This window comes from Alteromonas sp. 5NS40-0096, from assembly GCF_057544385.1.
The window spans coordinates 237339-260611 of the sequence record NZ_BAAJLQ010000006.1; the positions used below are offsets into that span (position 1 = coordinate 237339).

The 23273-nt window shown below is 46.1% G+C and carries 21 protein-coding genes; 16 read left to right on the plus strand and 5 right to left on the minus strand.

The annotated features are described in order from the left end of the window. Positions 1-54 precede the first annotated feature (54 nt). The 11 genes from tsaE (at position 55) to AC27G9_RS17915 (ending at position 11695) form a co-directional block, all read left to right on the plus strand. A complete protein-coding gene (tsaE, locus tag AC27G9_RS17865; protein ID WP_487075841.1) occupies positions 55-537 on the plus strand; it encodes a tRNA (adenosine(37)-N6)-threonylcarbamoyltransferase complex ATPase subunit type 1 TsaE in 483 nt (160 codons plus the stop codon). Positions 538-576: 39 nt separating this feature from the next. Further along, positions 577-1905 (plus strand): N-acetylmuramoyl-L-alanine amidase, encoded by a 1329-nt coding sequence (locus tag AC27G9_RS17870; RefSeq protein WP_487075842.1) that lies wholly within the window; start codon positions 577-579, stop codon positions 1903-1905. 44 nt (positions 1906-1949) lie between these two features. Further along, entirely contained in the window at positions 1950-3686 is a 1737-nt protein-coding gene (mutL, locus tag AC27G9_RS17875) for a DNA mismatch repair endonuclease MutL (protein ID WP_487075843.1), read from the plus strand. Then, complete coding sequence (gene miaA, locus AC27G9_RS17880; protein WP_487075844.1) at positions 3683-4624, plus strand: tRNA (adenosine(37)-N6)-dimethylallyltransferase MiaA; 942 nt, start codon at positions 3683-3685, stop codon at positions 4622-4624. The genes mutL and miaA overlap by 4 nt, the downstream gene beginning before the upstream one ends. 80 nt (positions 4625-4704) lie before the next feature. Beyond that, positions 4705-4959, plus strand: coding sequence for an RNA chaperone Hfq (gene hfq / locus AC27G9_RS17885; protein ID WP_487075845.1), 255 nt, complete (start codon positions 4705-4707; stop codon positions 4957-4959). A 17-nt stretch (positions 4960-4976) separates the two neighbouring features. Next, positions 4977-6266, plus strand: coding sequence for a ribosome rescue GTPase HflX (gene hflX / locus AC27G9_RS17890; RefSeq protein ID WP_487075846.1), 1290 nt, complete (start codon positions 4977-4979; stop codon positions 6264-6266). 83 nt (positions 6267-6349) lie between these two features. Beyond that, positions 6350-7498 (plus strand): FtsH protease activity modulator HflK, encoded by a 1149-nt coding sequence (gene hflK, locus AC27G9_RS17895; protein ID WP_487075847.1) that lies wholly within the window; start codon positions 6350-6352, stop codon positions 7496-7498. A 6-nt stretch (positions 7499-7504) separates the two neighbouring features. Next, positions 7505-8389, plus strand: coding sequence for a protease modulator HflC (gene hflC / locus AC27G9_RS17900; protein ID WP_487075848.1), 885 nt, complete (start codon positions 7505-7507; stop codon positions 8387-8389). A 117-nt stretch (positions 8390-8506) separates the two neighbouring features. Then, positions 8507-10096: an AbgT family transporter gene (locus tag AC27G9_RS17905; protein WP_487075849.1), complete on the plus strand. Its 1590-nt coding sequence runs from the start codon at positions 8507-8509 to the stop codon at positions 10094-10096. 84 nt (positions 10097-10180) lie between these two features. Beyond that, a complete protein-coding gene (gene hemH, locus AC27G9_RS17910; protein ID WP_487075850.1) occupies positions 10181-11260 on the plus strand; it encodes a ferrochelatase in 1080 nt (359 codons plus the stop codon). After that, the gene (locus tag AC27G9_RS17915) at positions 11261-11695 is read left to right on the plus strand and encodes a DUF4112 domain-containing protein (protein WP_487075851.1); all 435 of its coding nucleotides are present in this window, start codon (positions 11261-11263) and stop codon (positions 11693-11695) included. Positions 11696-11710: 15 nt separating this feature from the next. Here AC27G9_RS17915 and AC27G9_RS17920 read toward each other — a convergent pair whose 3' ends face one another. Next, positions 11711-12067 carry a DUF2237 family protein gene (locus AC27G9_RS17920; RefSeq protein WP_487075852.1) on the minus strand — a complete coding sequence of 119 codons (357 nt, stop codon included), beginning with the start codon at positions 12065-12067 and terminating at the stop codon, positions 11711-11713. A gap of 144 nt (positions 12068-12211) precedes the next feature. On the opposite strand from AC27G9_RS17920, the gene ubiG reads away from it, so the two are divergent. From ubiG to AC27G9_RS17935, 3 genes are all read left to right on the plus strand, one after another. Continuing rightward, on the plus strand, positions 12212-12955 hold the full coding sequence (gene ubiG / locus AC27G9_RS17925; protein WP_487075885.1) for a bifunctional 2-polyprenyl-6-hydroxyphenol methylase/3-demethylubiquinol 3-O-methyltransferase UbiG: 744 nt from the start codon (positions 12212-12214) through the stop codon (positions 12953-12955). A gap of 104 nt (positions 12956-13059) precedes the next feature. Beyond that, positions 13060-13668 carry a glutathione S-transferase family protein gene (locus AC27G9_RS17930; RefSeq protein ID WP_487075853.1) on the plus strand — a complete coding sequence of 203 codons (609 nt, stop codon included), beginning with the start codon at positions 13060-13062 and terminating at the stop codon, positions 13666-13668. A 30-nt stretch (positions 13669-13698) separates the two neighbouring features. Further along, a complete protein-coding gene (locus AC27G9_RS17935) occupies positions 13699-14358 on the plus strand; it encodes a glutathione S-transferase family protein (protein ID WP_487075854.1) in 660 nt (219 codons plus the stop codon). A gap of 31 nt (positions 14359-14389) precedes the next feature. Here AC27G9_RS17935 and AC27G9_RS17940 read toward each other — a convergent pair whose 3' ends face one another. The 3 genes from AC27G9_RS17940 to folM form a co-directional block, all read right to left on the minus strand. After that, positions 14390-15283 carry a carbon-nitrogen hydrolase gene (locus tag AC27G9_RS17940; protein WP_487075855.1) on the minus strand — a complete coding sequence of 298 codons (894 nt, stop codon included), beginning with the start codon at positions 15281-15283 and terminating at the stop codon, positions 14390-14392. Next, positions 15270-16319: an agmatine deiminase family protein gene (locus AC27G9_RS17945; protein WP_487075886.1), complete on the minus strand. Its 1050-nt coding sequence runs from the start codon at positions 16317-16319 to the stop codon at positions 15270-15272. The genes AC27G9_RS17940 and AC27G9_RS17945 overlap by 14 nt, the downstream gene beginning before the upstream one ends. 75 nt (positions 16320-16394) lie before the next feature. After that, positions 16395-17108, minus strand: coding sequence for a dihydromonapterin reductase (gene folM, locus AC27G9_RS17950; protein ID WP_487075856.1), 714 nt, complete (start codon positions 17106-17108; stop codon positions 16395-16397). 146 nt (positions 17109-17254) lie between these two features. On the opposite strand from folM, the gene folE reads away from it, so the two are divergent. Continuing rightward, the gene (folE, locus tag AC27G9_RS17955) at positions 17255-17938 is read left to right on the plus strand and encodes a GTP cyclohydrolase I FolE (protein WP_487075857.1); all 684 of its coding nucleotides are present in this window, start codon (positions 17255-17257) and stop codon (positions 17936-17938) included. Between the two features lie 396 nt (positions 17939-18334). On the opposite strand, the gene AC27G9_RS17960 is transcribed toward folE, so the two are convergent. Next, complete coding sequence (locus AC27G9_RS17960; protein WP_487075858.1) at positions 18335-20293, minus strand: alpha-amylase family protein; 1959 nt, start codon at positions 20291-20293, stop codon at positions 18335-18337. 314 nt (positions 20294-20607) lie between these two features. On the opposite strand from AC27G9_RS17960, the gene AC27G9_RS17965 reads away from it, so the two are divergent. Then, positions 20608-23121, plus strand: a complete 2514-nt coding sequence (locus AC27G9_RS17965; RefSeq protein ID WP_487075887.1) for a TonB-dependent receptor domain-containing protein — start codon at positions 20608-20610, stop codon at positions 23119-23121. Positions 23122-23273 lie beyond the last annotated feature (152 nt).

Below are 23273 nucleotides of genomic sequence, written 5' to 3' on the forward strand. Positions count from 1 at the left end.
AGATGGAGCAATAGTCACTAGCATGGCACCCAATATCATTCAGTTTTGCATTTTATGAGTCTGATTCAAACAATGGTTGAGGTAACAAGCCTTGACGAGACACAAGCATTGGCTATCGCCTTGTCCAAAGCGGTCAAAGACAGCCAGTCCTCTGGTGTCATATTCCACCTCGAAGGCGACCTTGGTGCCGGTAAAACTACATTTAGCCGCTTTTTCATTCAGGCTTTGGGCCATAAAGGAACGGTAAAGAGCCCAACCTATACGCTGGTTGAGCCCTATGAACTGGCCGATATCACGGTTTATCATTTCGATCTCTATCGTCTGGCTGATCCTGAAGAGCTTGAATTTATGGGAGTGAGAGACTATTTCGCCGAAGATACCGTTTGTTTAGTTGAATGGCCGCAAAAAGGCGGTGAACTATTGGCATGTGCGGATTTAGTGATTACTATTAAATCAGTTGGGGAACAACGTCAGTTTTGCCTAGATGGATTGACCTCTAAAGGCGAAGACATACTTAAACACGGCAACCTAGTTTGATTACAGGTTGTGGTGGTAACAATAATAATTATTAAATTTATGCAAAATTTGTTGCGCGTTGGAATCATTGTCACGCTGCTATGGGGATGTATTAGCAGCATTGCAATGGCAAAAAACCAGATTGAAGGGCTCAGGATATGGCCTTCTCCTGGTAACACCAGAGTGGTACTGGACATGGATTCAGCGCCGACGTACAGCTATTTTTCGCTGCAAAATCCAAACCGCCTAGTCATCGATATTGCCGACACCAACAATTCCACTGACCTTTCACAGTTCGAAAACAAGAGCGATCTCGTCAAGCGCGTACGCTATTCAACACCTAAGAACAAACAAAGCACTCGCGTGGTTATCGATTTGAAACGCAAGGCCAAAGCCTCGCTGTTTGCCATGACACCAACCGCACCCTATGGGCACAGGTTGGTTATCGATTTGGCCGACTCTAAGCCTCCAGTTAGTGAAGTGGTATTAAACACCCAGTCCAATAACCGCGACCGCGATATTATCGTTGTTATTGATGCGGGGCACGGTGGCGAGGACCCAGGGAGTATCGGCCCCAGCGGGACCTATGAAAAACACATAACGCTCGGTATTGCCAAACGCCTGCGAGATCTCATCAATAAAGAACCGGGCATGTCTGCAGTAATGACACGTACTGGCGATTATTATATCCATCCCAACAAACGGCCGGAAATCGCGCGTAAAAACAATGCGGATTTATTGATCTCTATCCACGCCGACGCCTTTACTCAACCCGGTCCTCGTGGTGGCTCGGTATGGGTATTGTCGATGGGCCGTGCCGATACCGAATTGGGTCGTTGGATGGAAAAGACCGAACGACACTCGGAGTTGCTAGGTGGGGCAGCCGAGGTGATTAATGACAAAGCCAGTGAACGTTATCTGGCTGAGACAATACTCGGTCTCTCTATGGATCATTCGATGGCTGCCAGCCACGATTTGAGTAATACCGTGATTGGTGAAATGAAGAAAATCACCAAGATGCACAAAAAGCGCCCACAAGCGGCAAGTCTGGCCGTGCTAACCTCACCTGATATCCCATCAATACTGGTTGAAGTTGGCTTTATCTCCAATCCTCAGGAAGAGAAGAATCTCAATTGGAGTGAGTACCGACAAAGATTGGCTAATTCGTTATTCAGTGCGACCAAAAAATATTTCCTACAAACACCACCAGATGGCACCTTGTGGGCATCGCAAAAATCAACAAGGCGTACTCATAAAGTCCGTAGCGGCGAGTCCCTTTCATTGTTAGCACAACGATACAATGTTAAGGTGAGTACCTTGAAAAAAGCCAACAACTTAAATAGTGATGTGGTGCGCATAGGTCAAATTCTGACAATTCCTAGCACCTAATTTCATCGTTATCACTGTCTCATAGCAACATTCAGGGGATTACATTGCCAATCGCTTTGTTACCGCCAAGACTGGCTAACCAAATAGCGGCAGGGGAAGTGGTCGAGCGACCGGCCTCTGTTGTGAAAGAACTCATCGAGAATAGTCTGGACGCTGGAGCGGACAAACTTGAGATCGATATAGAAAAAGGTGGCCACAAGCGAATTAAAATTCGAGATACTGGCAAGGGGATTGTCAAAGACGAATTGAGTTTGGCATTGAGTCGCCACGCTACCAGTAAGATTTCAACGCTTGATGATCTAGAGCAAATCGCCTCGTTAGGCTTTCGAGGAGAGGCTTTGGCCAGTATCAGCTCAGTGAGTCGATTGACCTTAACTTCTCGCCCAGCAGATCAAGAACAAGCGTGGCAAGCCTTATGCGAAGGGCGAGAGATGGAGGTAAAGCTACAACCCGCGGCGCATCCGTACGGTACTACGATTGATGTAGTCGACTTGTTCTACAATACCCCTGCTCGCAGAAAGTTCTTGAGAACCGAAAAAACAGAATTTCAGCATATAGAGGATGTCGTAAAGCGCATTGGTTTGAGTCGTCCAGATGTGACTTTTGTGTTGCGCCACAATGGCAAAGTCATTCGCAGGTTTCAAAAGGTGCCCGCTGATAAGCCTCAGCAACGCATCGCTCAAGTCGTAGGCCAAAAATTTGTCGATAATGCGGTCACCTTAGATTCAGACTACGGTGATATCACCATCAAAGCGTGGTTGGGCAACGTTTCCCAGTTCAGAAGCAGTACAGATAATCAGTACAGTTTTGTCAATGGCAGAGGGATGCGGGATAAGCTCATGTTACATGCAATCCGGCAAGCCTATGAACTGGTTTTGCATTCTCAAGAGCAGCCTTCGTTTGTTTTTTATCTCGATTTGCCAGCCACAGAGGTGGATGTCAATGTGCACCCAGCAAAGCACGAGGTGAGGTTTCAGCAAAGCCGTTTGATTCACGACTATATTGTTAAATCGGTATGTGATGCGTTGGCAAATGACGCTTCCATTCCCACAGAACAAACAAGTGGAGCAGAGGAATGGGCGCAGCCGACCCACGAATACATACAGCCTTTGTCGCCTGCATCTGAGTCATCAGCAGCATACAGCGGCAACAATGCTAGGCAAAGTGGCAGCAGTGTTGGGCAAGGATCAGCGTATCGTCCTCCGGCTCAGAGTAATACCCAGAACTTCGCCAACTACCAGACATTGATGACGCCAAGTGTCGGCGAGGGAAAACCTGTTGAAGCACAGTTTCGCTATTTCTCGCCAATAGAACATATCAGGCTTTATCAAAAGTCCGATACTTTGATTATGCTTGATGTACAGAAGCTAGCCCCCACTTGGTTTCAGGATAAGTTAGCGAAGGCTGATTGTAGCCAGCCTCTCTTATTGCCTGTGGTTGTTGAGGGGGAGCCCAATGCCGATGATTTTATCGATTTATTGCAATCTCACTACTTCGTTATCAACAAACAAGGTGGCAAATTGCGGCTACAACAAGTGCCAGCAGGTACAAGACATTTGCCCTGGGCAGTGCTGTTCCCCATTTTGGTCTCGAAAATACCGACATCAATGGACGCGTTGGCGAGTGTGTTTTCTCAATCTGAATTTACACAGGACAAACAGCAAAACGCCCAAATTTGGCACTGGTTAGATGTGTTAAGTGCTTCAGAACAATGGGAATATATTAGTGAGTTTGGTAAAGTACGAACCTTAGATAGTGTATTAAACTGGTGGATGCAATGAGTCACATTGAGCAAGCTGACCAAGCACTGCCTGTGATATCGATTATGGGGCCGACTGCCTCAGGGAAAACGGGGCTTGCACTTGCATTAGCTGAGCAGATGCCTTGTGAAATTATCAGCGTTGATTCAGCCCTGATATACCGTGAGATGGACATTGGTACCGCTAAGCCAACTGAAGACGAAATGGCTGTAGCGCCTCATTGGTTAATAGACATAATTGACCCAGCTGATGCTTATTCAGTCGCAGAATTTTGTCGAGACACCGTATCTTTGATCCAAGAAATACATTCGCGTGGCAAAGTACCAATACTGGCTGGTGGTACAATGATGTACTTTAATGCCTTGATAAATGGAATTTCGCCACTACCTAAGTCTAACGAGGCGATTCGCGCAGAGATTTCATCACAAGCTCAAGCGCAGGGGTGGCAAGTTTTACACGATGAATTAGCGGGTTACGACCCAATTAGCGCACAGCGTATTCATCCAAATGATCCTCAAAGGCTTACAAGGGCTATAGAGGTGTATAGGTCAACGGGTAAAAACTTGACCTATTGGCAAAGTTTAGAAGGGGACAAATGTCCTTTTGCCATCACGCAGTTTGCGATCGCACCTGAAGACAGGGGCGTGCTGCATGAACGAATTGAACAACGGTTCGACATCATGCTAGAGCAAGGTTTTGTTGATGAAGTGAAAGCACTTCATCAAAGAGCAGATTTACACCTGGATTTGCCGTCAATGCGTTCGGTCGGATACAGGCAAGTTTGGCAGTACCTCGATGGTGAATTGTCACACTTGGAAATGCGAGAAAGAGGTATCATAGCAACGCGTCAGCTGGCCAAACGACAACTCACCTGGTTGAGAGGTTGGAAGGATGTAACCTGGCTTGACACATTTGCTAAAGATAATTTGACTAAAATAGCAGCAAAAGTCACACTTTAATTTGAGGAGTGTGCTATATATAGGCGCATTGGCGGATTTATTTTATTCGCCTTAAGATAATAAAAAATAAAGGATATCCAATGGCTAAAGGGCAATCACTACAAGACCCATTTCTAAATGCACTACGCAAGGAACGTATCCCGGTATCCATCTATTTGGTTAATGGGATTAAGTTACAAGGTCAGGTTGAGTCATTTGACCAATTTGTCATCTTACTGAAAAACACAGTAAGCCAAATGGTGTATAAGCATGCAATTTCTACTGTTGTGCCAGCGCGCGCAATCACAATGCCTAGCTCTACTCAGGGGGATTCTGAAAATAGCAAAGGTGAATAACATTAAGGAACAGTCTGTTGTTTGACCGTTACGAAGCCGGTGAACAGGCTGTTCTCGTTCATGTAAATTTTGCCGATGAAAATAGTAAAGAGGATCTCGCTGAATTCGAGATGCTGGTTTCGTCGGCGGGTGTCACAGCGGCAGATGTCTTAACGACCTCAAGAAATGCGCCGCACACTAAGTATTTTGTCGGGTCTGGCAAGGCAGAAGAGATAGCTGCGGCTGTCAATGCTCATCAGGCGAATGTCGTTATCTTCAATCATGCTCTGTCTCCGTCTCAAGAGCGCAACCTTGAAGCGATTTGTAAATGTCGAGTACTCGACCGTACAGGTCTTATTCTGGATATCTTTGCGCAACGAGCAAGAACTCATGAAGGTAAACTGCAGGTCGAACTCGCTCAGCTAAAGCATATTTCTACTCGTTTGATTCGTGGATGGACTCACTTAGAGCGCCAAAAAGGCGGGATTGGCTTACGGGGCCCGGGTGAGACCCAGTTGGAAACCGACCGTCGTCTACTCGGTGGCAGAATCAAAACCATTCTGAAGCGTTTGGAAAAGGTTCAAAAGCAGCGTGAGCAAGGCAGGCGTTCTCGGAAGCGAGCAGAAATTCCCACGCTGTCGCTGGTGGGATATACCAATGCGGGCAAATCGACTCTGTTTAACCGCATCACTGATTCAGCGGTTTATGCTGCGGATCAACTGTTTGCGACACTAGACCCAACGCTTCGCAAGTTGGAACTGAGAGAAGTCGGCCCAGTGATATTAGCTGATACCGTGGGTTTTATTCGGCACCTACCACACGACCTTGTCGCGGCGTTTAAAGCTACACTGCAAGAAACTCAGGAAGCGGATTTATTGCTTCACGTGGTGGATTACTCTGATGCTAACTATCTCGACACCATGGACGAGGTAAACAAAGTATTAGAAGAAATCGATGCGGATGAGATTCCTCAGCTGATTGTATGTAATAAAATCGATCAATTAGAAGATGTGTCACCGCGTATTGACAGAGATGAAGAAGGTAGGCCTATTCGGGTTTGGCTGTCAGCTAGAACGGGAGAAGGTGCACATCTCCTGCAAGAGGCGCTAACAGATTGCCTTGCAGAGAGTATGGTGAGCTACACTTTAAAGATACCGCCTGCCCAGAGTCGCCTGCGCGGAGTGTTGTATGAACTTAATTGTATCGCGAACGAAGAGTATGACGCGACGGGAGACTGGGTTGTCGATGTGCGCATGCCGTCGGCGGATTGGAATCGATTGGAAAAACGCTTAGATAGCGGGATTTCTGGTTTTGTAGTGAAGCATTAATACAGTTTCAGTTACAATTAATTCAATCAAAAATGTATCTTTTTCAGTATTATTGATTAACAACTGTTTTATGGAGTATCAACATGGCTTGGAATGAGCCGGGTGGTAATAACAACGACCCGTGGAAAAATCGCGGAGGTCGAGATCAAGGACCACCTGACCTTGACGATGTGTTTAAAAACTTGTTTGGCAAGTTTGGCAAAAACGGCGGTGGCAGCGGAGGTGCTGGCAAGCAGCTTGGCGGTTATGGCTTACTCATCATCCTCATATTACCTATCGTTGTATGGGCTGTGAGCGGGATCTATACCATCAAAGAAGCGGAATCGGGCGTGGTGTTGAGATTTGGACAGTTCCACAAAGAAGTGGGTCCTGGCTTGAGTTGGAAACCAACCTTCATCGACACGGTCATCCCTGTAGACGTTCAAGCCATTCGCGATCAATCCTCAGCAGGTTCGATGTTAACGGAAGACGAAAATGTCGTTCGTGTTCAAATGGAGATGCAATATCGCGTTGTTGACCCTTATCGCTGGACCTTTGCTGTCGCGAATCCCGAAACCAGTTTGAGCCAAGCGCTCGACAGTGCAATTCGTTATGTCGTAGGTCATTCTACTATGGACGACGTGCTGACTGATGGTCGTGAAGTAACCCGTCAACGCGTTTGGGAAGAATTACAGTCAATCATTGAGCCCTACAACCTAGGTGTCTCAATTATCGATATGAACTTCAAAGATGCGCGTCCGCCCGATCAGGTCAAAGACGCTTTCGACGACGCTATTTCTGCTCAAGAGGATGAACAGCGTTTCATTCGTGAGGCAGAAGCGTATGCGCGTGAAATCGAGCCAAGAGCACGTGGTCAAGTTAATCGTATGAATGAAGAAGCACTCGCATACAAAGAGCAGGTCATTCTAGAAGCTCAAGGTGAGGTCGCGAGATTCTCTGAGTTGCTTCCACAATACGAAAAAGCCCCAGAGGTGACACGTCAGCGAATTTACCTAGAAACCATGGAACAAGTATTTGGCAATACGAGTAAAATCATGGTCGACGGTGGCGAAGGTAGTGGCAATATGATGTATTTGCCATTAGACAAGATTATGGATCGCCCGACTGGCACTCAACCTGCTCGCTCTCGTAGTACCCTTGAAGGTTTACAGGGCACAACAACTGTCGATGTACCTCGCACGACTTCCCCGAACAGCGGGCTGCGTAGTGATCGCTCGAGATCAGGGAGATAATTGGTCATGAAAAATTTTGGTATCGCAATTTTAGTAACGATTGCAGTCTTGCTTTCCGGTTCGCTTTTTGTTGTGAAAGAAGGCGAAAAAGCAATCGTTATCCAATTCGGAAAAGTGAAGAAAGACGCCAGTTCTGGTGAAAGTGTAGTCTTCGAGCCTGGTTTACATTTCAAGTGGCCGCTGATTGATAGCGTACGTCACCTAGACGCGCGTCTTCAAACTCTTGATGGTGACCCAGACCGTTTCGTTACATCAGAGAAAAAAGACTTAATCGTCGATTCTTACGTTAAGTGGCGTATAGCGGATTTCGAAACTTACTACTTGTCTACTTCGGGCGGCAATAAGTTAGTGGCTGAAAATCTACTTGAGCAGAAAGTGAATAACGGCCTACGTTCAGAGTTTGGTACACGTACAATTCCACAGATTGTTTCTGGCGAGCGTTCTGAATTAATGAACCAAGCGATGGAACAAGCTGCGACATCTTCAGATGAGTTAGGTATTGAGATTGTTGACGTTCGAGTGAAGCAAATCAACTTGCCGACAGAAGTCAGTAACTCAATTTTCCAGCGAATGCGTGCTGAGCGAGCTGCTGTAGCCCGTGAGCATCGCTCTGAAGGTCAAGAGCAAGCAGAAGTCATTCGCGCGAACATTGATGCAAAAGTCACGGTAATGCTGGCGGATGCAGGGCGAAATGCTCGTCAATTGCGCGGTGAAGGAGATGCGACAGCTGCTCAAATCTACGCTGATGCTTACTCTAAAAACGCCGAGTTCTACAGTTTCTGGCGCAGTATGGATGCATACAAAGCGAGCTTCAACAGCAAACAAGACGTTATTGTTGTGAAGCCCGATGGTGAATTCTTCCGGTATATGAACGCGCAAAGCGGTAAATAGTCGCTTCGGCTGAACCTTTGAAGAAAGCCGGTGCTAGTCACCGGCTTTTTTGTGTACACTAGCTTTTCAAATGTCGACGATAACGGCATACCAAAATAATAAATACAGGGGATTGGTTTGACAGAACAAACTACACAAAATCAACAAGTGAAGAACCAAGGGTGGTTCAGTCGCTTTCTCGCAACGGTTGAGTGGTTGGGTAATTTACTTCCTCATCCGGTTACCTTGTTTGCTCTATTGGCGTGCTTTATCGTTATCCTCAGTGGCATCCTTGGCTATTTTGACGTCGCAGTTGCGGATCCCCGCCCAGAAGGCGCAAAGGGAAGAGAAGCTGATGGCATGATTGAAGTGATTTCACTCATGAGTGCCGAGGGATTGCAACGCATTGTGACGGGGTTGGTGACAAACTTTACGGGTTTCGCGCCGCTAGGTACGGTATTGGTTGCACTACTTGGGGTATCTGTTGCAGAGCACTCTGGTTTGTTGTCCACGGCGATGCGCTCATTAGTGATGAATGCGTCTAAGCGAGTGGTGACATTTGCCATTGTTTTTGCGGGTATTATTTCCAATACTGCATCAGAACTTGGCTATGTGGTATTGATACCTTTGGCGGCGATGATTTTCCACTCGTTAGGTCGCCATCCATTAGCGGGCTTAGCCGCTGCGTTTGCTGGCGTATCTGCTGGATACAGCGCGAACTTACTGCTAGGTACGGTAGACCCTTTACTCTCGGGCATTACCGAGTCGGCTGCGCACATGATCGATCCAGACTATGTCGTTGGCCCAGAAGTTAACTGGTATTTCATGTTTATCAGTACTTTTGTGATTGCCATTATGGGGGCATTTGTTACTGAAAAAGTGGTTGAACCTAGGTTGGGTGAATACGACCCGAAAGGTGCATCGATTGATTTAGGCGAGCAGAAAATGGAAGCCCCAACAGCACTTGAAAAGAAAGCGCTGAAAATGGCCGGTCTTGCTTTTGTGCTAGTTTGTGGTGTGTTGGCACTAACTATTGTTCCTGAAAATGGTATTTTGCGAAATCCAGAGACGGGTGGGGTGCCAGGCTCTCCGTTCCTAAAAGGTATTGTTGCTTTTATCTTTATCACCTTTGCCATTCCTGGCTTTGTTTATGGCCGCGTCGCTGGCACGATGAAAAATGATCGAGACATTATCGATGCAATGGGCAAAAGCATGGGGGCAATGGGGCTCTACATTACCTTGGTGTTTTTTGCTGCGCAGTTCGTCGCATTCTTCAAGTGGACAAATTTAGGCACAGTAATGGCCGTTAAAGGCGCCGCGCTACTTCAAGCTATTGGTCTAGATGGGCCAGCGGTGTTTATTTTCTTTATTTTGATGTGTGGCATCGTCAACTTGTCACTGGGTAGTGCATCGGCGCAATGGGCGGTAACAGCACCGATATTCGTTCCTATGTTGATGCTAATTGGTTTCGCACCAGAAGTGATTCAAGCCGCGTACCGTATTGGTGATTCGGTTACCAATGTGATTTCGCCTATGATGAGTTATTTTGGTTTGATATTGGCTATGGCGGCGAGATATCAAAAGAACATTGGTATGGGTACCTTGATAGCAACTATGTTGCCTTACTCATTGGTCTTCATCCTCGGCTGGACAGCACTGTTTTACTTATGGGTCTTTGTTTTCAATATGCCAGTTGGGCCTGGTGCTGCCACGTATTACCAGCCGTAACCGGCTTAGTGACTTTGCAAGTGGTCTGGATATCGATTTCTTTCGTAGACAGACCGCTAGCAAAGAACGTTTTCAGGTTTATAAATGAAATACAAAAGTAATCAGCAATTTACACATAAACAAAAAGACAAAATTGGTGTGCTAATTACCAATCTAGGTACACCTCAAGCACCAACCAAAAAGGCCCTTAGGCCTTATCTCAAAGAGTTTTTATCTGACCCCAGAGTGGTAGAAGTGCCGCGTCTAATTTGGTGGTGCATTCTCAATCTCGTCATTCTCAATATCCGTCCTCGACGGTCTGCGAAAGCCTACGCTACCGTTTGGAGTGACGAAGGCTCACCATTGTTAGTCCACACCAAAGCGCAAGCAGAGGCATTAGCTCAAAGATGCAAAGCGGAATATGGTGATGATGTCATCGTTGATTTTGCCATGCGGTATGGTCAGCCTGCGGTCAGCAATGTCGTCGATGATATGTTGGCCAAAGGCGTCAGAAAGCTCGTCGTGCTGCCGCTATATCCTCAGTATTGTGCGTCAACGACGGGGTCGACCTTTGACGCATTAGCGCATGATTTTACCAGCCGTCGCTGGCTTCCCGAACTGCGTTTTATCAATCAGTATCACGATGATGAGCGCTACATCAACGCGCTTGCCGCCAGTATCGAAACTTACTGGCAAGAACATGGCAGAGCGGATAAGTTGGTTATGTCGTATCACGGTATACCGAAACGTTATTTGCTGAACGGCGACCCTTATCACTGTGAGTGCTACAAGACGAGCCGTTTGGTAGCGGCAAGGCTCGGCCTCGAAGCCCATGAATACATGACGACATTTCAGTCGCGCTTTGGTCGTGAAGAGTGGTTAAACCCTTACACAGACGAAACCATGAAGTCACTGCCTAGCCAGGGCGTGAAGTCTGTACAAGTTGTGTGCCCTGGTTTCTCAGCCGATTGCTTAGAAACCATTGAAGAAATTGGTGAGGAAAATTGTGAATACTTTATGGAATCGGGTGGTGAAAAGTTTGGTTACATACCTGCCCTAAACAGTAACACAAATCACATTGACGCCTTGTTTGGCATCGTACAAGATAATCTCCATGGTTGGCATGTTGAAGCAGACACTCGCATTCGTGCGGCTGAAGCACAAAAACTCGGAGCGCCAAAGTAATTGTCATCGAATGAAGCTGTTAAAGCACCAAAGGAGTTATTAAAAGCTCAGAAGCTTGGTAATTTCCTTGATACTGCGTATACCCTACCTATTTTCAATATTAAGTTGGGTTGGGACTTTTTGATCGGCCTCATTCCTGGGGTCGGCGACGCACTGATGCTATTTGTTGCATTGAGAATCGTCTGGCTGGGCAAACGAATGGGATTACCCCAGCCTTTAGTCGCAGCCATGTTGCGAAATGCGGTTATCGATTTTGGTATCGGCTTCTTTCCCTTTATAGGCGATCTATTCGACCTATTCTTCAAAGCTAACCAAAGAAACGTGCGTATTATGGAAAAGTGGTGGGTCAGCCAGCAAAAAGGAAACATTGACGCGAATACGGCCCAAAAGCTAATGGACTGGGAAGCGAAGATGGCCGAGCTTGAGCAAAAGTAACGCCGAGCATGAGTCCTAAATAGCGAAACGCGCCAACTTCTCCATTGGAATCACATCTAGCGCTTTTTCATTTGTGGCATCTAAATCAACCAAAGGTGCACACCCGGCTAGCTCTGCTTCAAGCCATCTCAAGGCGCACAGACACCATTTATCCCCTGCTTTCAAGCCTTCAAACGCGTATTCTGGGCGTGGTGTCATTAAGTCATTTCCTCGACCAAGGGAAAACTGCAAGAAGGCATCGGTCATGACAGCGCAAACACTGTGATTACCTTGATCACTCTCTGGAACATAACAAAATCCTTCGCGTGTATAGCCAGAATTGCCGCAACACAATTTCAGGGGTTGGCCGAGCACATTTTTTGCGTTTGCCATAGCAGAACATTCCATTCGAAGATTGAGAAAAAGTGGGGTTTTTGATCTAACATTTGTCCACTTCGGTAAAAGTCACAATACCATAAAATCGCAATGGAATCAGACCCCCACACTGGATTCAAGAAAGAGGTTGTTAAATTTAGTATGTTGGATAAAAGCCGTTTAAGCCAGCCAGTAAACATCGATGACAATGAAATCGCCAAGTTCAATGAAATGGCCAGAGAGTGGTGGGATCCCGATGGGAAGTTTAAGACGGCACTTGAGTTTAATCAGGCTCGTTTGGGTTATTTCACTGAACACATTACGCAGACATTGCAACGGCCGTGGAGTGACTTATCTATTTTGGACGTTGGTTCTGGAGGTGGGCTCGTCAGTGAAAATCTGGCCAAACTCGGGGCAGAAGTGGTTGGTATCGACGCATCTGCAACCAGCGTGGAAGTAGCCAGAGCCCATGCAATTCAAAGTGGTGTATTGGTATCGTATCAACACAAAATGGCACAAGATATGGTTGCAGAGGCGCGACAATTTGATGTCGTTATCAATGCAGAAGTCGTTGAGCATGTACCTGATCAAGCGGTATTGATTGAGCAATGTGCAAACCTCGTCAAACCCGGCGGCCTGCTCATTTTAGCCACGCTCAATCGCACGTTGAAGTCTTACTTCGTCGCCATACTCGGCGCGGAATATATCATGAGGTATTTGCCTATCGGTACCCATGATTGGCGCAAGTTTGTTAAACCCGATGAACTAGTCCAGTGGGTCGGAAGCGACTTTTCTTTGGTGTCGCAATCCGGTGTGGCATTGAACCCCTTGAGAAAACACTGGTACTTGACTACCAATATGTCGGTTAACTATATGCAGTGCTTCCGGAAATTCCCATTAGAATAGTGAATGAACTGACCAAAATAGGGATGATTTGTTTGTCTGCGTAATAGAGTTTAGCCTAATCGAGTTAACAACTCATTTACATGTTTTGGGCTTAGGCGAAACCGATGAAAATATACGAAACAAACACTGCTCCAACTCCCCGCCGAGTGCGCATTTTTCTAGCAGAGAAAGCTATTGATATGGATTATGTGCAAGTCGACATCGAAAAAGGGGAGAATTTGTCGAAAGCAATGCGGGCCAAAAACCCAATTGGCAAGGTGCCAATTCTAGAGCTGGACGATGGTACCTGTATCAGTGAATCTGATGCGATTTGTACTTATTTTGAAGCCTTGCAACCCGAGCCGAGTTTGTTGGGTTCGAGTGCGCTTGAGAAAGCGCAAATCGCCATGTGGCAACGCCAAGTTGAATTTGGTTTGTTCATGCAAGTTGGAATGTGTTTCCAACACACAACTGGCTATTTCAAAGACCGCATGACGCCTGTTCCAGAATTCGGCCAACAAGCGGGTATCAACGCGTCTAAGTTTCTTCATTTACTCAACAAGCGTTTAGCCGATAATCCATTTATCGCGGGCGAGGCTTTCTCTATCGCCGATATCACAGCCTTGTGCGCCATCGATTTTGCTCGAGTAATGAAAATTCGAATTGGCGACGACCAAACAGACTTGCAGCGCTGGTATGACGAAGTTAATCAACGCCCAAGCGCAAAAGCCTAGTGGCTGGTAATAAGACAATAGGATGACACTATGATTGAACTTTACACAGCTGCGACCCCAAATGGTTGGAAAGCTTCCGTGGCCCTCGAAGAAATGGCACTAGAGTACGCAGTATTCCCTACGAATTTGATGAAAGGCGAGCAAAAACAACCAGATTTTTTGTCGATGAACCCGAATGGACGCATCCCTGTTATTCGAGATCGTGGCGCGGACGATTTGGTGGTCTTCGAATCAGGGGCAATCATGATTTATCTGGCAGAAAAGTGCGGGAAGTTTTTGCCAACCGATGCAAAGGGACGAGCCAACGTGCTGCAATGGTTGATGTTTCAGATGGGCGGTGTCGGCCCCATGATGGGGCAAGCGAATGTATTTTTTCGCTATTTTGAAGAGAAAATTCCCGCTGCAATTGACCGTTACCAAAACGAGGTGCGACGTTTGTTTGAAGTCTTAGACGGGCATTTAGCGGAGCGTGAATATCTCGCCGGTGATTACTCTATCGCAGATATGGCCAATTGGTGTTGGGTGCGCACTTATGAATGGTCTGGAGTAAGTATCGATGGGTTGGACCACCTTACTCGTTGGAAGAATGCGATTGAAGCAAGGCCAGCGGCCCGTCGAGGAGTAGAAGTGCCCGCGAAAATTGATAAAGAGCAACTGCTCAAAGGGGCAAAAAACGTGGTAACGAAGTAGGTGCACATTGCACCTACTTTACCGTGAGAGATCAATCTCTCCAGCGTTTGGTTAAGTCGTCATAGGCATCAATACGTCTATCTCTAAAGTAAGGCCAAATGCGCTTTATTTGTTCTGTGCGTGCCATATCCAATTCCACCGATAAGGTTTCTTCGCCGTCAGCACTTGCTGATGTCAGTAATTCACCTTGTGGGCCAGCAATGAAACTTTGCCCCCAAAACTGTATGCCGGGGTCAGCTTCTACGGGGGAGGCTTCGAATCCTGTGCGGTTTGCAACAATGACAGGTAGGGAATTGGCCACAGCGTGAGCCCGCTGAATAGTCTGCCATGCGTCGAATTGACGCTGCCTCTCATCTTCTGTATCACGCATATCCCAACCAATCGCTGTTGGGTAAAACAGTAGGTCAGCGCCTTTCATTGCCATCAGTCTGGCCGCTTCTGGATACCATTGGTCCCAACACACTAGCACCCCAAGTTTACCTACACTCGTTTGTATCGGTTCAAACCCCATATCACCAGGAGTAAAATAAAACTTCTCGTAAAAGCCCGGATCATCAGGAATATGCATCTTGCGGTACTTTCCTGCTATTTCCGCACTTCGATCAAAGACGACAGCGGTATTGTGATACAAACCCGAACCGCGCTTCTCGAACAAAGACGTCACTAGGACTATGTTGTGCTTTGCCGCAAGCTCACCGAAAAACGCTGTTGCGGGGCCCGGAATCGGTTCCGCCAGGTCGAATGCGTCCGTGTCTTCTTCTTGGCAAAAATAAAGGGTACTGTGAAGTTCTTGCAACAGTACCAATTCACAGCCATCCGCTGCTAACTGAGCAATATGTGCGGCACTTTTCGCCCAATTGGTTGCTTTGTCATTGTCTGCAACAGCTTGTTGAACTAAGCCAACTTTCAATTTATTCGGCTTCATAAATCGTGACTCCTTTATGCAGTTGGCTAACAACTGAAGGTTTTAACGTATTAGTTGGTACTTGCATCGTAATACAGTGCAGGCTACCAAATTGCTGTACAAGCACACTGCAATCAACAGGCACAATGTCGTGCTCTGGATAGGCTTGATTCAGCGTCTCTATAGCAGCTTCGTCCTCAGGTTGGTTATAGACAGGCGCCAGCACCTTGTTATTGCAAATTAAATAATTGGCATATGAAGCAGGTAGCCTTTCGCCATCTTCATTTTCAATAAAGGGTAATGGTAGGGTAAAAACTTCATGGTCATTGAGCAAACTGTTACATTCGTCGACCAACGCCTCTAATCCAGCAAAATGTTTATCGTCTGGGCGATTTCGGCTGGCCTGTACGACGATGCCTTTGTTTGGCGTAAACCGCGCTAACGTATCGATATGCCCATCAGTATCGTCGCCTTCAAGATGACCATTTTCGAAGACTGTGAATTGCGCTTGCCCAATTAGCTGCGCAAACTCAGCACTATAATCTTCTGTTGTAGCACTGCCATTTCGTTCGGGATTAAATAAACAAGACGCTGTCGATAGCAAGTGGCCTTGCCCATCAATTTCCAAAGCACCACCTTCCGCCACCATGCGGCTAGAAACGATGGGTGCAAGGCACATCTGTGCCAGATAACGTTGATTTACCTGATTGTCTAATGTTGCATCGAATTTGTTGCCCCAACCGTTAAAAACGAACTCAATTGGACGATTGTGTGGTTTAGCGGCAACTGTCAGAAAGCCATAGTCTCTAACCCAGGTGTCATTATATTGTGCAGATACAATCAATACCCGTTGCTCTGGACGAAGTAATTGTCGTACGCGCGGGATTGTTGCTTCTGCACACAGTAAGATGACTCCCGCATTGGCAGCATTGATTTCCTCGATTAATTTGACATAAGTCGATTGCGCGCGCTCAAGCCATGGCGCCCAATCCGTTTGCTCAGTAGGCCAAGCTAATACAACGGCATCCGCGGGATGCCATTCAGGAATGAGTTGCATAGTCATTGTTTTATCAAAATATGGATGGAGAAATTATATCAGCAAGTTTTCATCGTGTGACTGATTATTCAAACTCTAGGGTAAAACTAGGTGTCTTCCCCCATTCAAATGCAAGGTTTGCCCCGTTACATAATCTGAGTTGAGTAAATAATTAACCGCCTTAACCGCTTCGTCTGCGCCGGGAACTTCCCTTAATAATGATTTTTTCTTGGCCTTTTCACGGTAGGCATTGTCATCCCATTCATTAAACATTACCAATGCGGGAGCGATGGAGTTGACCTTGGTGTTGGGCGCGAGTTTTCTGGCAAAAGACAAGGTTAAGTTGTGCAATGCAGCTTTACTTGCCGCGTAAGCGATGTGTTTCGCAGACCCGCAGTCTTGCACAAAATCCGTCATGTGGATGATATCCGAAAACCCGGCGTTGTTTTGTAGTGTTTTGGCAAACGCCAAATTAATTTGGTAAGGCGCTTGAACGTGCACGCGCATCATCTTGTCTAGTAATACATCTGGCGCTACGCCATTTGATTCTGCATCCCAGTCTGATGCATTGTGAATGATGCCTCGAAGATGCTGGCTTACACCGCGAATTTCGACAATTGCTCGCTCTATACCCGCTTGAGTGCTAAAATCAGCTTGCAGTGTGACTGCTCCGGTTTTGGCTAACTCATCCACGGCAGGCTTGTGAGTCCGGTAAGTCACTATCACGGGTATCGATTGCGAGAGTAGTGATTTTGCTACGGCCAGTCCTAAGCGCTGGGCGCCTCCTGTTATGAGTACGGGTGCTGTCACTGTTTGACCTCTTGACTGTGGTTGCTATGTTGCTTTGCATAAAAGTTTGGCGAAAGCAGTATAGGTTAAAGTAAAAGTGGTTCGACTAAACCTTATTCGGTGGTTTGTACGTATAAGGCCTATTATAGATTTATCGGAAAGGATTAATGTTAGCAAAAGAAGCAGTAGTTGTGCGCGATGCACTTGAGCGTTCATTATCAAAAGAAGCTGTATTGGTGAGAGATGCCTTAGTGAAGGCTGGCCTTGAAACACCAATGACCGAGAACCATCTTTCAGATGATGAAAAACGCCGTCGTATCGAAGCTTCAATGTCAGACATCATGGAAACTCTTGGGTTAGACCTTGAGGACGACAGCTTAACTGAGACACCTCGTCGCATCGCTAAAATGTATGTCGATGAAATATTTTCAGGGCTAGATTACCGCAAGTTTCCAAAAATCACCCAAATTGAAAACAAAATGCAGATCGAACAGCCAGTTCAGGTCACAGATATAAGCTTGACGAGTACCTGTGAGCATCATTTTGTCACAATCGATGGCACTGCATCTGTCGCTTACATCCCCAAAGGGACAGTCATTGGCTTATCGAAAATCAATAGGTTAGTCGGTTTCTTCGCACAGCGACCGCAGGTACAAGAACGCCTAACTCAGCAAGTGTTAGTTGCGCTGCAGGCACTTACCGGCTCTCAAGACGTGGCTGTTTCGATTAACGCTACCCACTATTGTGTGAAAGCACGAGGTATTCGCGATACCAATTCATACACGAAAACCTCGGCGTTAGGTGGCGCATTTTTAGAAGATAAAGACTTGCGCAGAGAGTTCTTCTCTTAACCCGAATCAACGGGAGCTTGTATCAGGTGATGAGGTCACAATTAGATTGATTTCATCACCGATCCCATCTGCTACAATGATTTCCAAAGAGCTGTTACAACTGGCACACCGTGTAGCTTGTTCCTTGTACTTGTCGCCCAGAACATTGTGACTCACCCTGTTTATATATCCACAGCAGGGACACATAAATTCATGCACCTTTAAATGGGGCATTTCTCATCCTCCCTTGTTTATCGAATAACCGTCCACTGGCAACTATCAAGGCTCACATGTGTGAACACATGCCTTCGTCTAATTATAGTTGAGGATGTAAAAGATGAAGTGCTTTTTTGGAATTAAAAATCTACAGCTCAAATAGCCAAACACCGCCGTGAGTTGGTGTTTGGCACAACTCCGTTAGTGGTTGTTTAACAACCATTTTTGTTCATAGGGCTCGAGTGTTATCAAGCTTTGTTTCAACGACAATGCGTTATCGTCAATCAAAGACTGGAATTGGGTGTTATCAGATTGCATTATCGAAGCCACGTTGATGGTTTGAGGCTGTTCGCTGAAGTTTGAAAGCACAGTCAACTGCTGCCCACATGAACTGTGACGCTTAAAACCAAAGCAGTGTTGATTGTTGAGTTCGATGATGTCAGTAGGGGCGTTGCCAAATACCTTGTGGGCTTTTCTAATATGAATAAGTTTTTGTAGACCTTTGAATATACTGAGTTTGGTCGCAGTTATCAGATCATGGCCAGTGTCTTTTTCTGAGGCCTGTGCCAATGCAATATCTGACGCTTCCACTGATACGCGGTGTACCCATCTAGCGTCGTGCGCTTTGCTCTCATCCTCTTCATAGCGATAGTCATTTAACAAACCAAGCTCATCCCCTGAATACAACAATGGAATACCGCCTATACTGAAAACGATACCATGGACCAGCATGATACGTTTGATTGCGCTCTTGATGGCGTTTTCATCTTGCTCAGTTAACGCAGCTTCTAGCCCACACAAAGAGGCGAGAGAGCCACAAACTCGACAATCACCTGTTGTCGGATTTTCACCAAAAGCAACACCATTGCTAAAACTGCCTTCAAACCTACCGGTATAAAACTGATTGAGGAAGTGACGATGATCATGAGGGTTGATACCGAGTTCATAGGCTACATCATCATCAAAAGTCCAACCGATATCATCATGGCAACGTACATAGTTAACCCAAGCCGTTTGGTCAGATATAGCAAAACTCTTACGCATTGACTGATTGAGTAAGCGCGTTTTGCGTGTTGCAAGGCTGTTCCAAATTAATGCCATTAACAGCGGGTTGTATGACAATTGGCATTCGTCTTTATCGATGTATTTAACGACCTCATCGGGATGAACGATAGCTTCAGACTTAAATACGACGGCGGGTGCGACAATTTGTAGGCAACGATTAAACGCTTGAATCAAAGTATGTGCGTGAGGTTGATTTTCGCAGTTGGTGCCTTTTTCTTTCCAAATAAACGCAAGGGCGTCTAAGCGCAATGCGGCGCAACCCACATTCGCTAAAAACAGCATCTCAGATGTAATGGCATTGAATACTTCAGGGTTGGCGTAGTTCAGATCCCATTGGAAGCTGTTAAACGTTGTCCAAACCCATTGTTGCATTTGTTCGTTCCACGTGAAATTGCCCCGCCTAACTTGTGGAAAAATTTCCCGAAGAGACTGCTCATATTGATCAGGTTCATGTCGGTCAGGGAACAAGTAGTAATAGTTTTGATAAGTAGGATTGCCCGCTAATGCTTTTTTGGCCCAGTCGTGTTCATCTGATGTATGGTTGAATACAAAATCCAAAACTAGGCTGATCCCAGCTTTTTGAAGGGCATCTGCCAGTTTGCGTAAATCAGTCATCGAACCTAACGTCGGATTCACTTTTCGATAGTTCGACACCGCATAACCGCCATCACTGTCTCCTTCCGGTGATTCGTAAAGCGGCATTAAATGCAGATAGGTGATACCTAATGATTGAAAATAGGGGATCTTACCTATCAGGTCATGCAGCCTTGGCCCAAGCAAATCGACATAACAGGCCATACCCACTTGCTGCTCGTCTTTGTACCAAAGTTGTTCAGACGCTCTTTTCTGGTCCAACTTCTTTAAACTGGCTTTGCGATTTTTAAAGCCATCCGCGAGGTTTTTTATCAAATGTTCAAGGTGAAAATAGCAATCATATTGGCCGCCATATACACGAGTGTAACAATCGAACAAGGCATCAAAATGCTCATCAAGCCTTTCAGTAAATAGCGTACGTTCTTGATTTGTTAACATATTCAAATCAAGGTTGTTAAGAATTCGTGTCAGGCAAAGCCCACTGTCAGCAGCGTAGTTCATACAATATGTCCATACCTTTCGCGTAAAACGATTAAGCTAGTTAACCCCGCTGATATCAGGATAGTCCAAAAAAAGTTTTTTACATCCCGTTTACAGCTGTAAATTTATTTGCTAACTTGATCTTAAACGATTAAGTTGTTTTTGCAAATAGTTAAGTCACTAGGAAGATGAATACTTTTCAAAACAGCCATCGAAATGCCCAAATTGATGTAGGCTTAGCATAAACGTAATGTTTGAGTAAGTTGTCGTCTCTGGGCGAGAGAAGCTTGAGTAGCACACTCAGGTAATAAACACCGGAACCTGGAATGAAAACTATGAATGTATTTACTAACAAAAAAGTGTTGAGTAGTACGATCGCACTTATTCTTAGCGGCAATGCATTGGCACAAGAAGCGGAGGCGCCAAATGCAGCTGAGGACAAAAATAAATGGGAAAGTATTGTTGTAACCGCAGCACCTGCTGGTGCAACTATGCAAGAGGCGAGTGTTTCCGTCAGTGCACTTGACGATGAAGCCATAGCGAAACTTGCTCCGCGCTCCACCGCAGAAGCTTTCCGTTCTCTTCCAGGTATTCGAGCTGAGTCTTCGGGCGGTGGCGGTAATGCCAACATTACTATTCGTGGTATTCCGCTTGCCACAGGTGGTTCTAAGTTTATGCAACTACACGAAGATGGTTTGCCTGTTCTCGAGTATGGTGACATTAACTTTGGTAATGCGGACAACTTCCTGCGTTACGACTGGTCAGTGAATCGCATTGAATCTGTCCGCGGTGGTTCTGCTTCAACTTTTGCCAGTAACTCACCAGGTGGTGTTATTAACATGATCAGCAACACCGGCGAATTAGGTGGTGGGGCAATTGGTACTACGTTCGGACTTGATTACGAAGAGTTTCGTTTAGACTTCGCATATGGTGGAGAGATAAGCGACGATTTGTATTTTCACATAGGCGGTTTTGCTCGCGGCGGAGAAGGCCCTAGAGATACTGGTTTCAATGGTGACCAAGGTGGACAAGTCAAGTTCAACATTACTAAAGTGCTGGACAATGGCCACTTACGTTTTTACTACAAAAACCTAGACGATCGCGTCACAACATACTTGCCAGCGCCTGTATTAGTTGAAAGTAACGGTCAATATGGCCCCGTTGCGAATTTCGATGCTTCGAGTGAGACGCTCCATTCAGCTTACACGACCAATATCTCGACGTTTGATGCCTATGGTAACCCTCGCAACCGCGATTTAACTGATGGTATTGAATCTAACGTGCAGTCCTTTGGATTTGAGGCAGACCTAGAAGTTGCACCTGAATTGTTCTTGCTCAACAAATTCCGTATCAGTGATGTTAGTGGCGGTTTTATCTCTCCATTTACCGATACATTCGGTGCCTATGGTCCACAATCGGCTGATAGCATGGCGGCTGCAATCTGTGCCTCCGCATTAGACGGTGATGGCAACGCATTCAACTGCTCTAGCACAACTGTGACTTTGGCGAATGGCCCTGGTGCAGGTGACCAATACAACGGTCTGGCATTCCTCAATTTGTTATTTGATACGTCAATCAACGATCTTGGTAACATGATCAATGACCTAAGCCTACGCAAAGAGTTCGACAATGGTGTGTCTTTGACCGTTGGTTACTATTACTCAAAACAAGATATCGCCACTAGTTGGAATAGCTGGCCTACCTTTATTCAAACTGTTGATGGCACAGACTCACAATATCTACACATTGTCGATGCAGACGGTAATGCTTTGGTTGACAATGGCTTGTGGGCGCCTAGTTTCTTGTCATGGAACTGGGACCTGAACTACACCACTACCGCGCCTTACATGAACGTGGGCTTTGAAGTGGGTGAAAACTGGTTGTTCGACGTGAGTGTGCGCCATGATACGGTTGATGCAAATGGCGAGCTAATTAGCAGCTGTTGCGGCGGTAATACCGACTTTGACCTCAATGGCGACGGTCAAATAAACGGCAATGCTGAGGATGCGTCAGCGAGTAATGGTTTTGGCTTTGGCGGTGGTGTTATCAATTTAAATCGCGCCGGTGCGGGCAGTCAGATTGTTAACTATGACGCGTCCAATACCTCATACTCACTCGGTGGTTCTTATCTTCTAGACAATAGTAAAACGCTTTTCGCGCGATACAGTAAAGGTAGCCGAGCGATAGCTGACCGTCTGTTACAAATCGCCGGTACGCTAAATTCTGATGGCAGCCTTACTAGCACGACTTCGGGTTTTGATGAAACGAAGCAACTAGAGATTGGCTTCAAATATGCGAAGCCAGGTTTCGTTTTTAACGCTACCTTGTTCGATACGGTAACAGAAGATACTCAGGCAGAGGTGACCAGTGGCTTGACATTTATTCGTGAATACGAAGCAACGGGCCTTGAACTTGAGGGTAACTATGCCTTCAATGATGCTTTCTCGATTAACGGTAACCTAACTTGGACTGACGCGGAAATCAGTGCAGATCGATTCAATCCTGATTTGGTAGGCAGAACGCCACGTCGTCAAGCTGATGTCATTTGGACAATCGTACCGCAATACCAATTGGAAAATGTGACTGTGGGCGCCGCGTTGCAAGGTTCAACTGAGTACTATGTTCAAGACAGTAACGAGCTAAAACAGGATGCTTACAACATCGTCAACTTGTTTGCGACCTGGTACATCTCTGATGAATTCTCTGTCTCACTTAACGTCAATAATGCGACTGACGAATTTGTCATTACCGAGTCAGAAGAAGGTTCTGCTGCAGTGGGCGATATCATTCGCGCAAGACCACTTAACGGCCGAACTACAACGCTATCACTTAAATACACTTTCGAATAAAGTGTCCCGTGCTTGAGGAGTGCCTTGCACTCCTCTTTTTTAGAGTGAATATCGCCAAGTAAGCTGCTTGGCGATGTTTATTTACCGCTTTTTATAGGTTAGAAACTATGCCTGTTAGTGACCAAAATATTCGCGTAATCCGCTGGCTTACG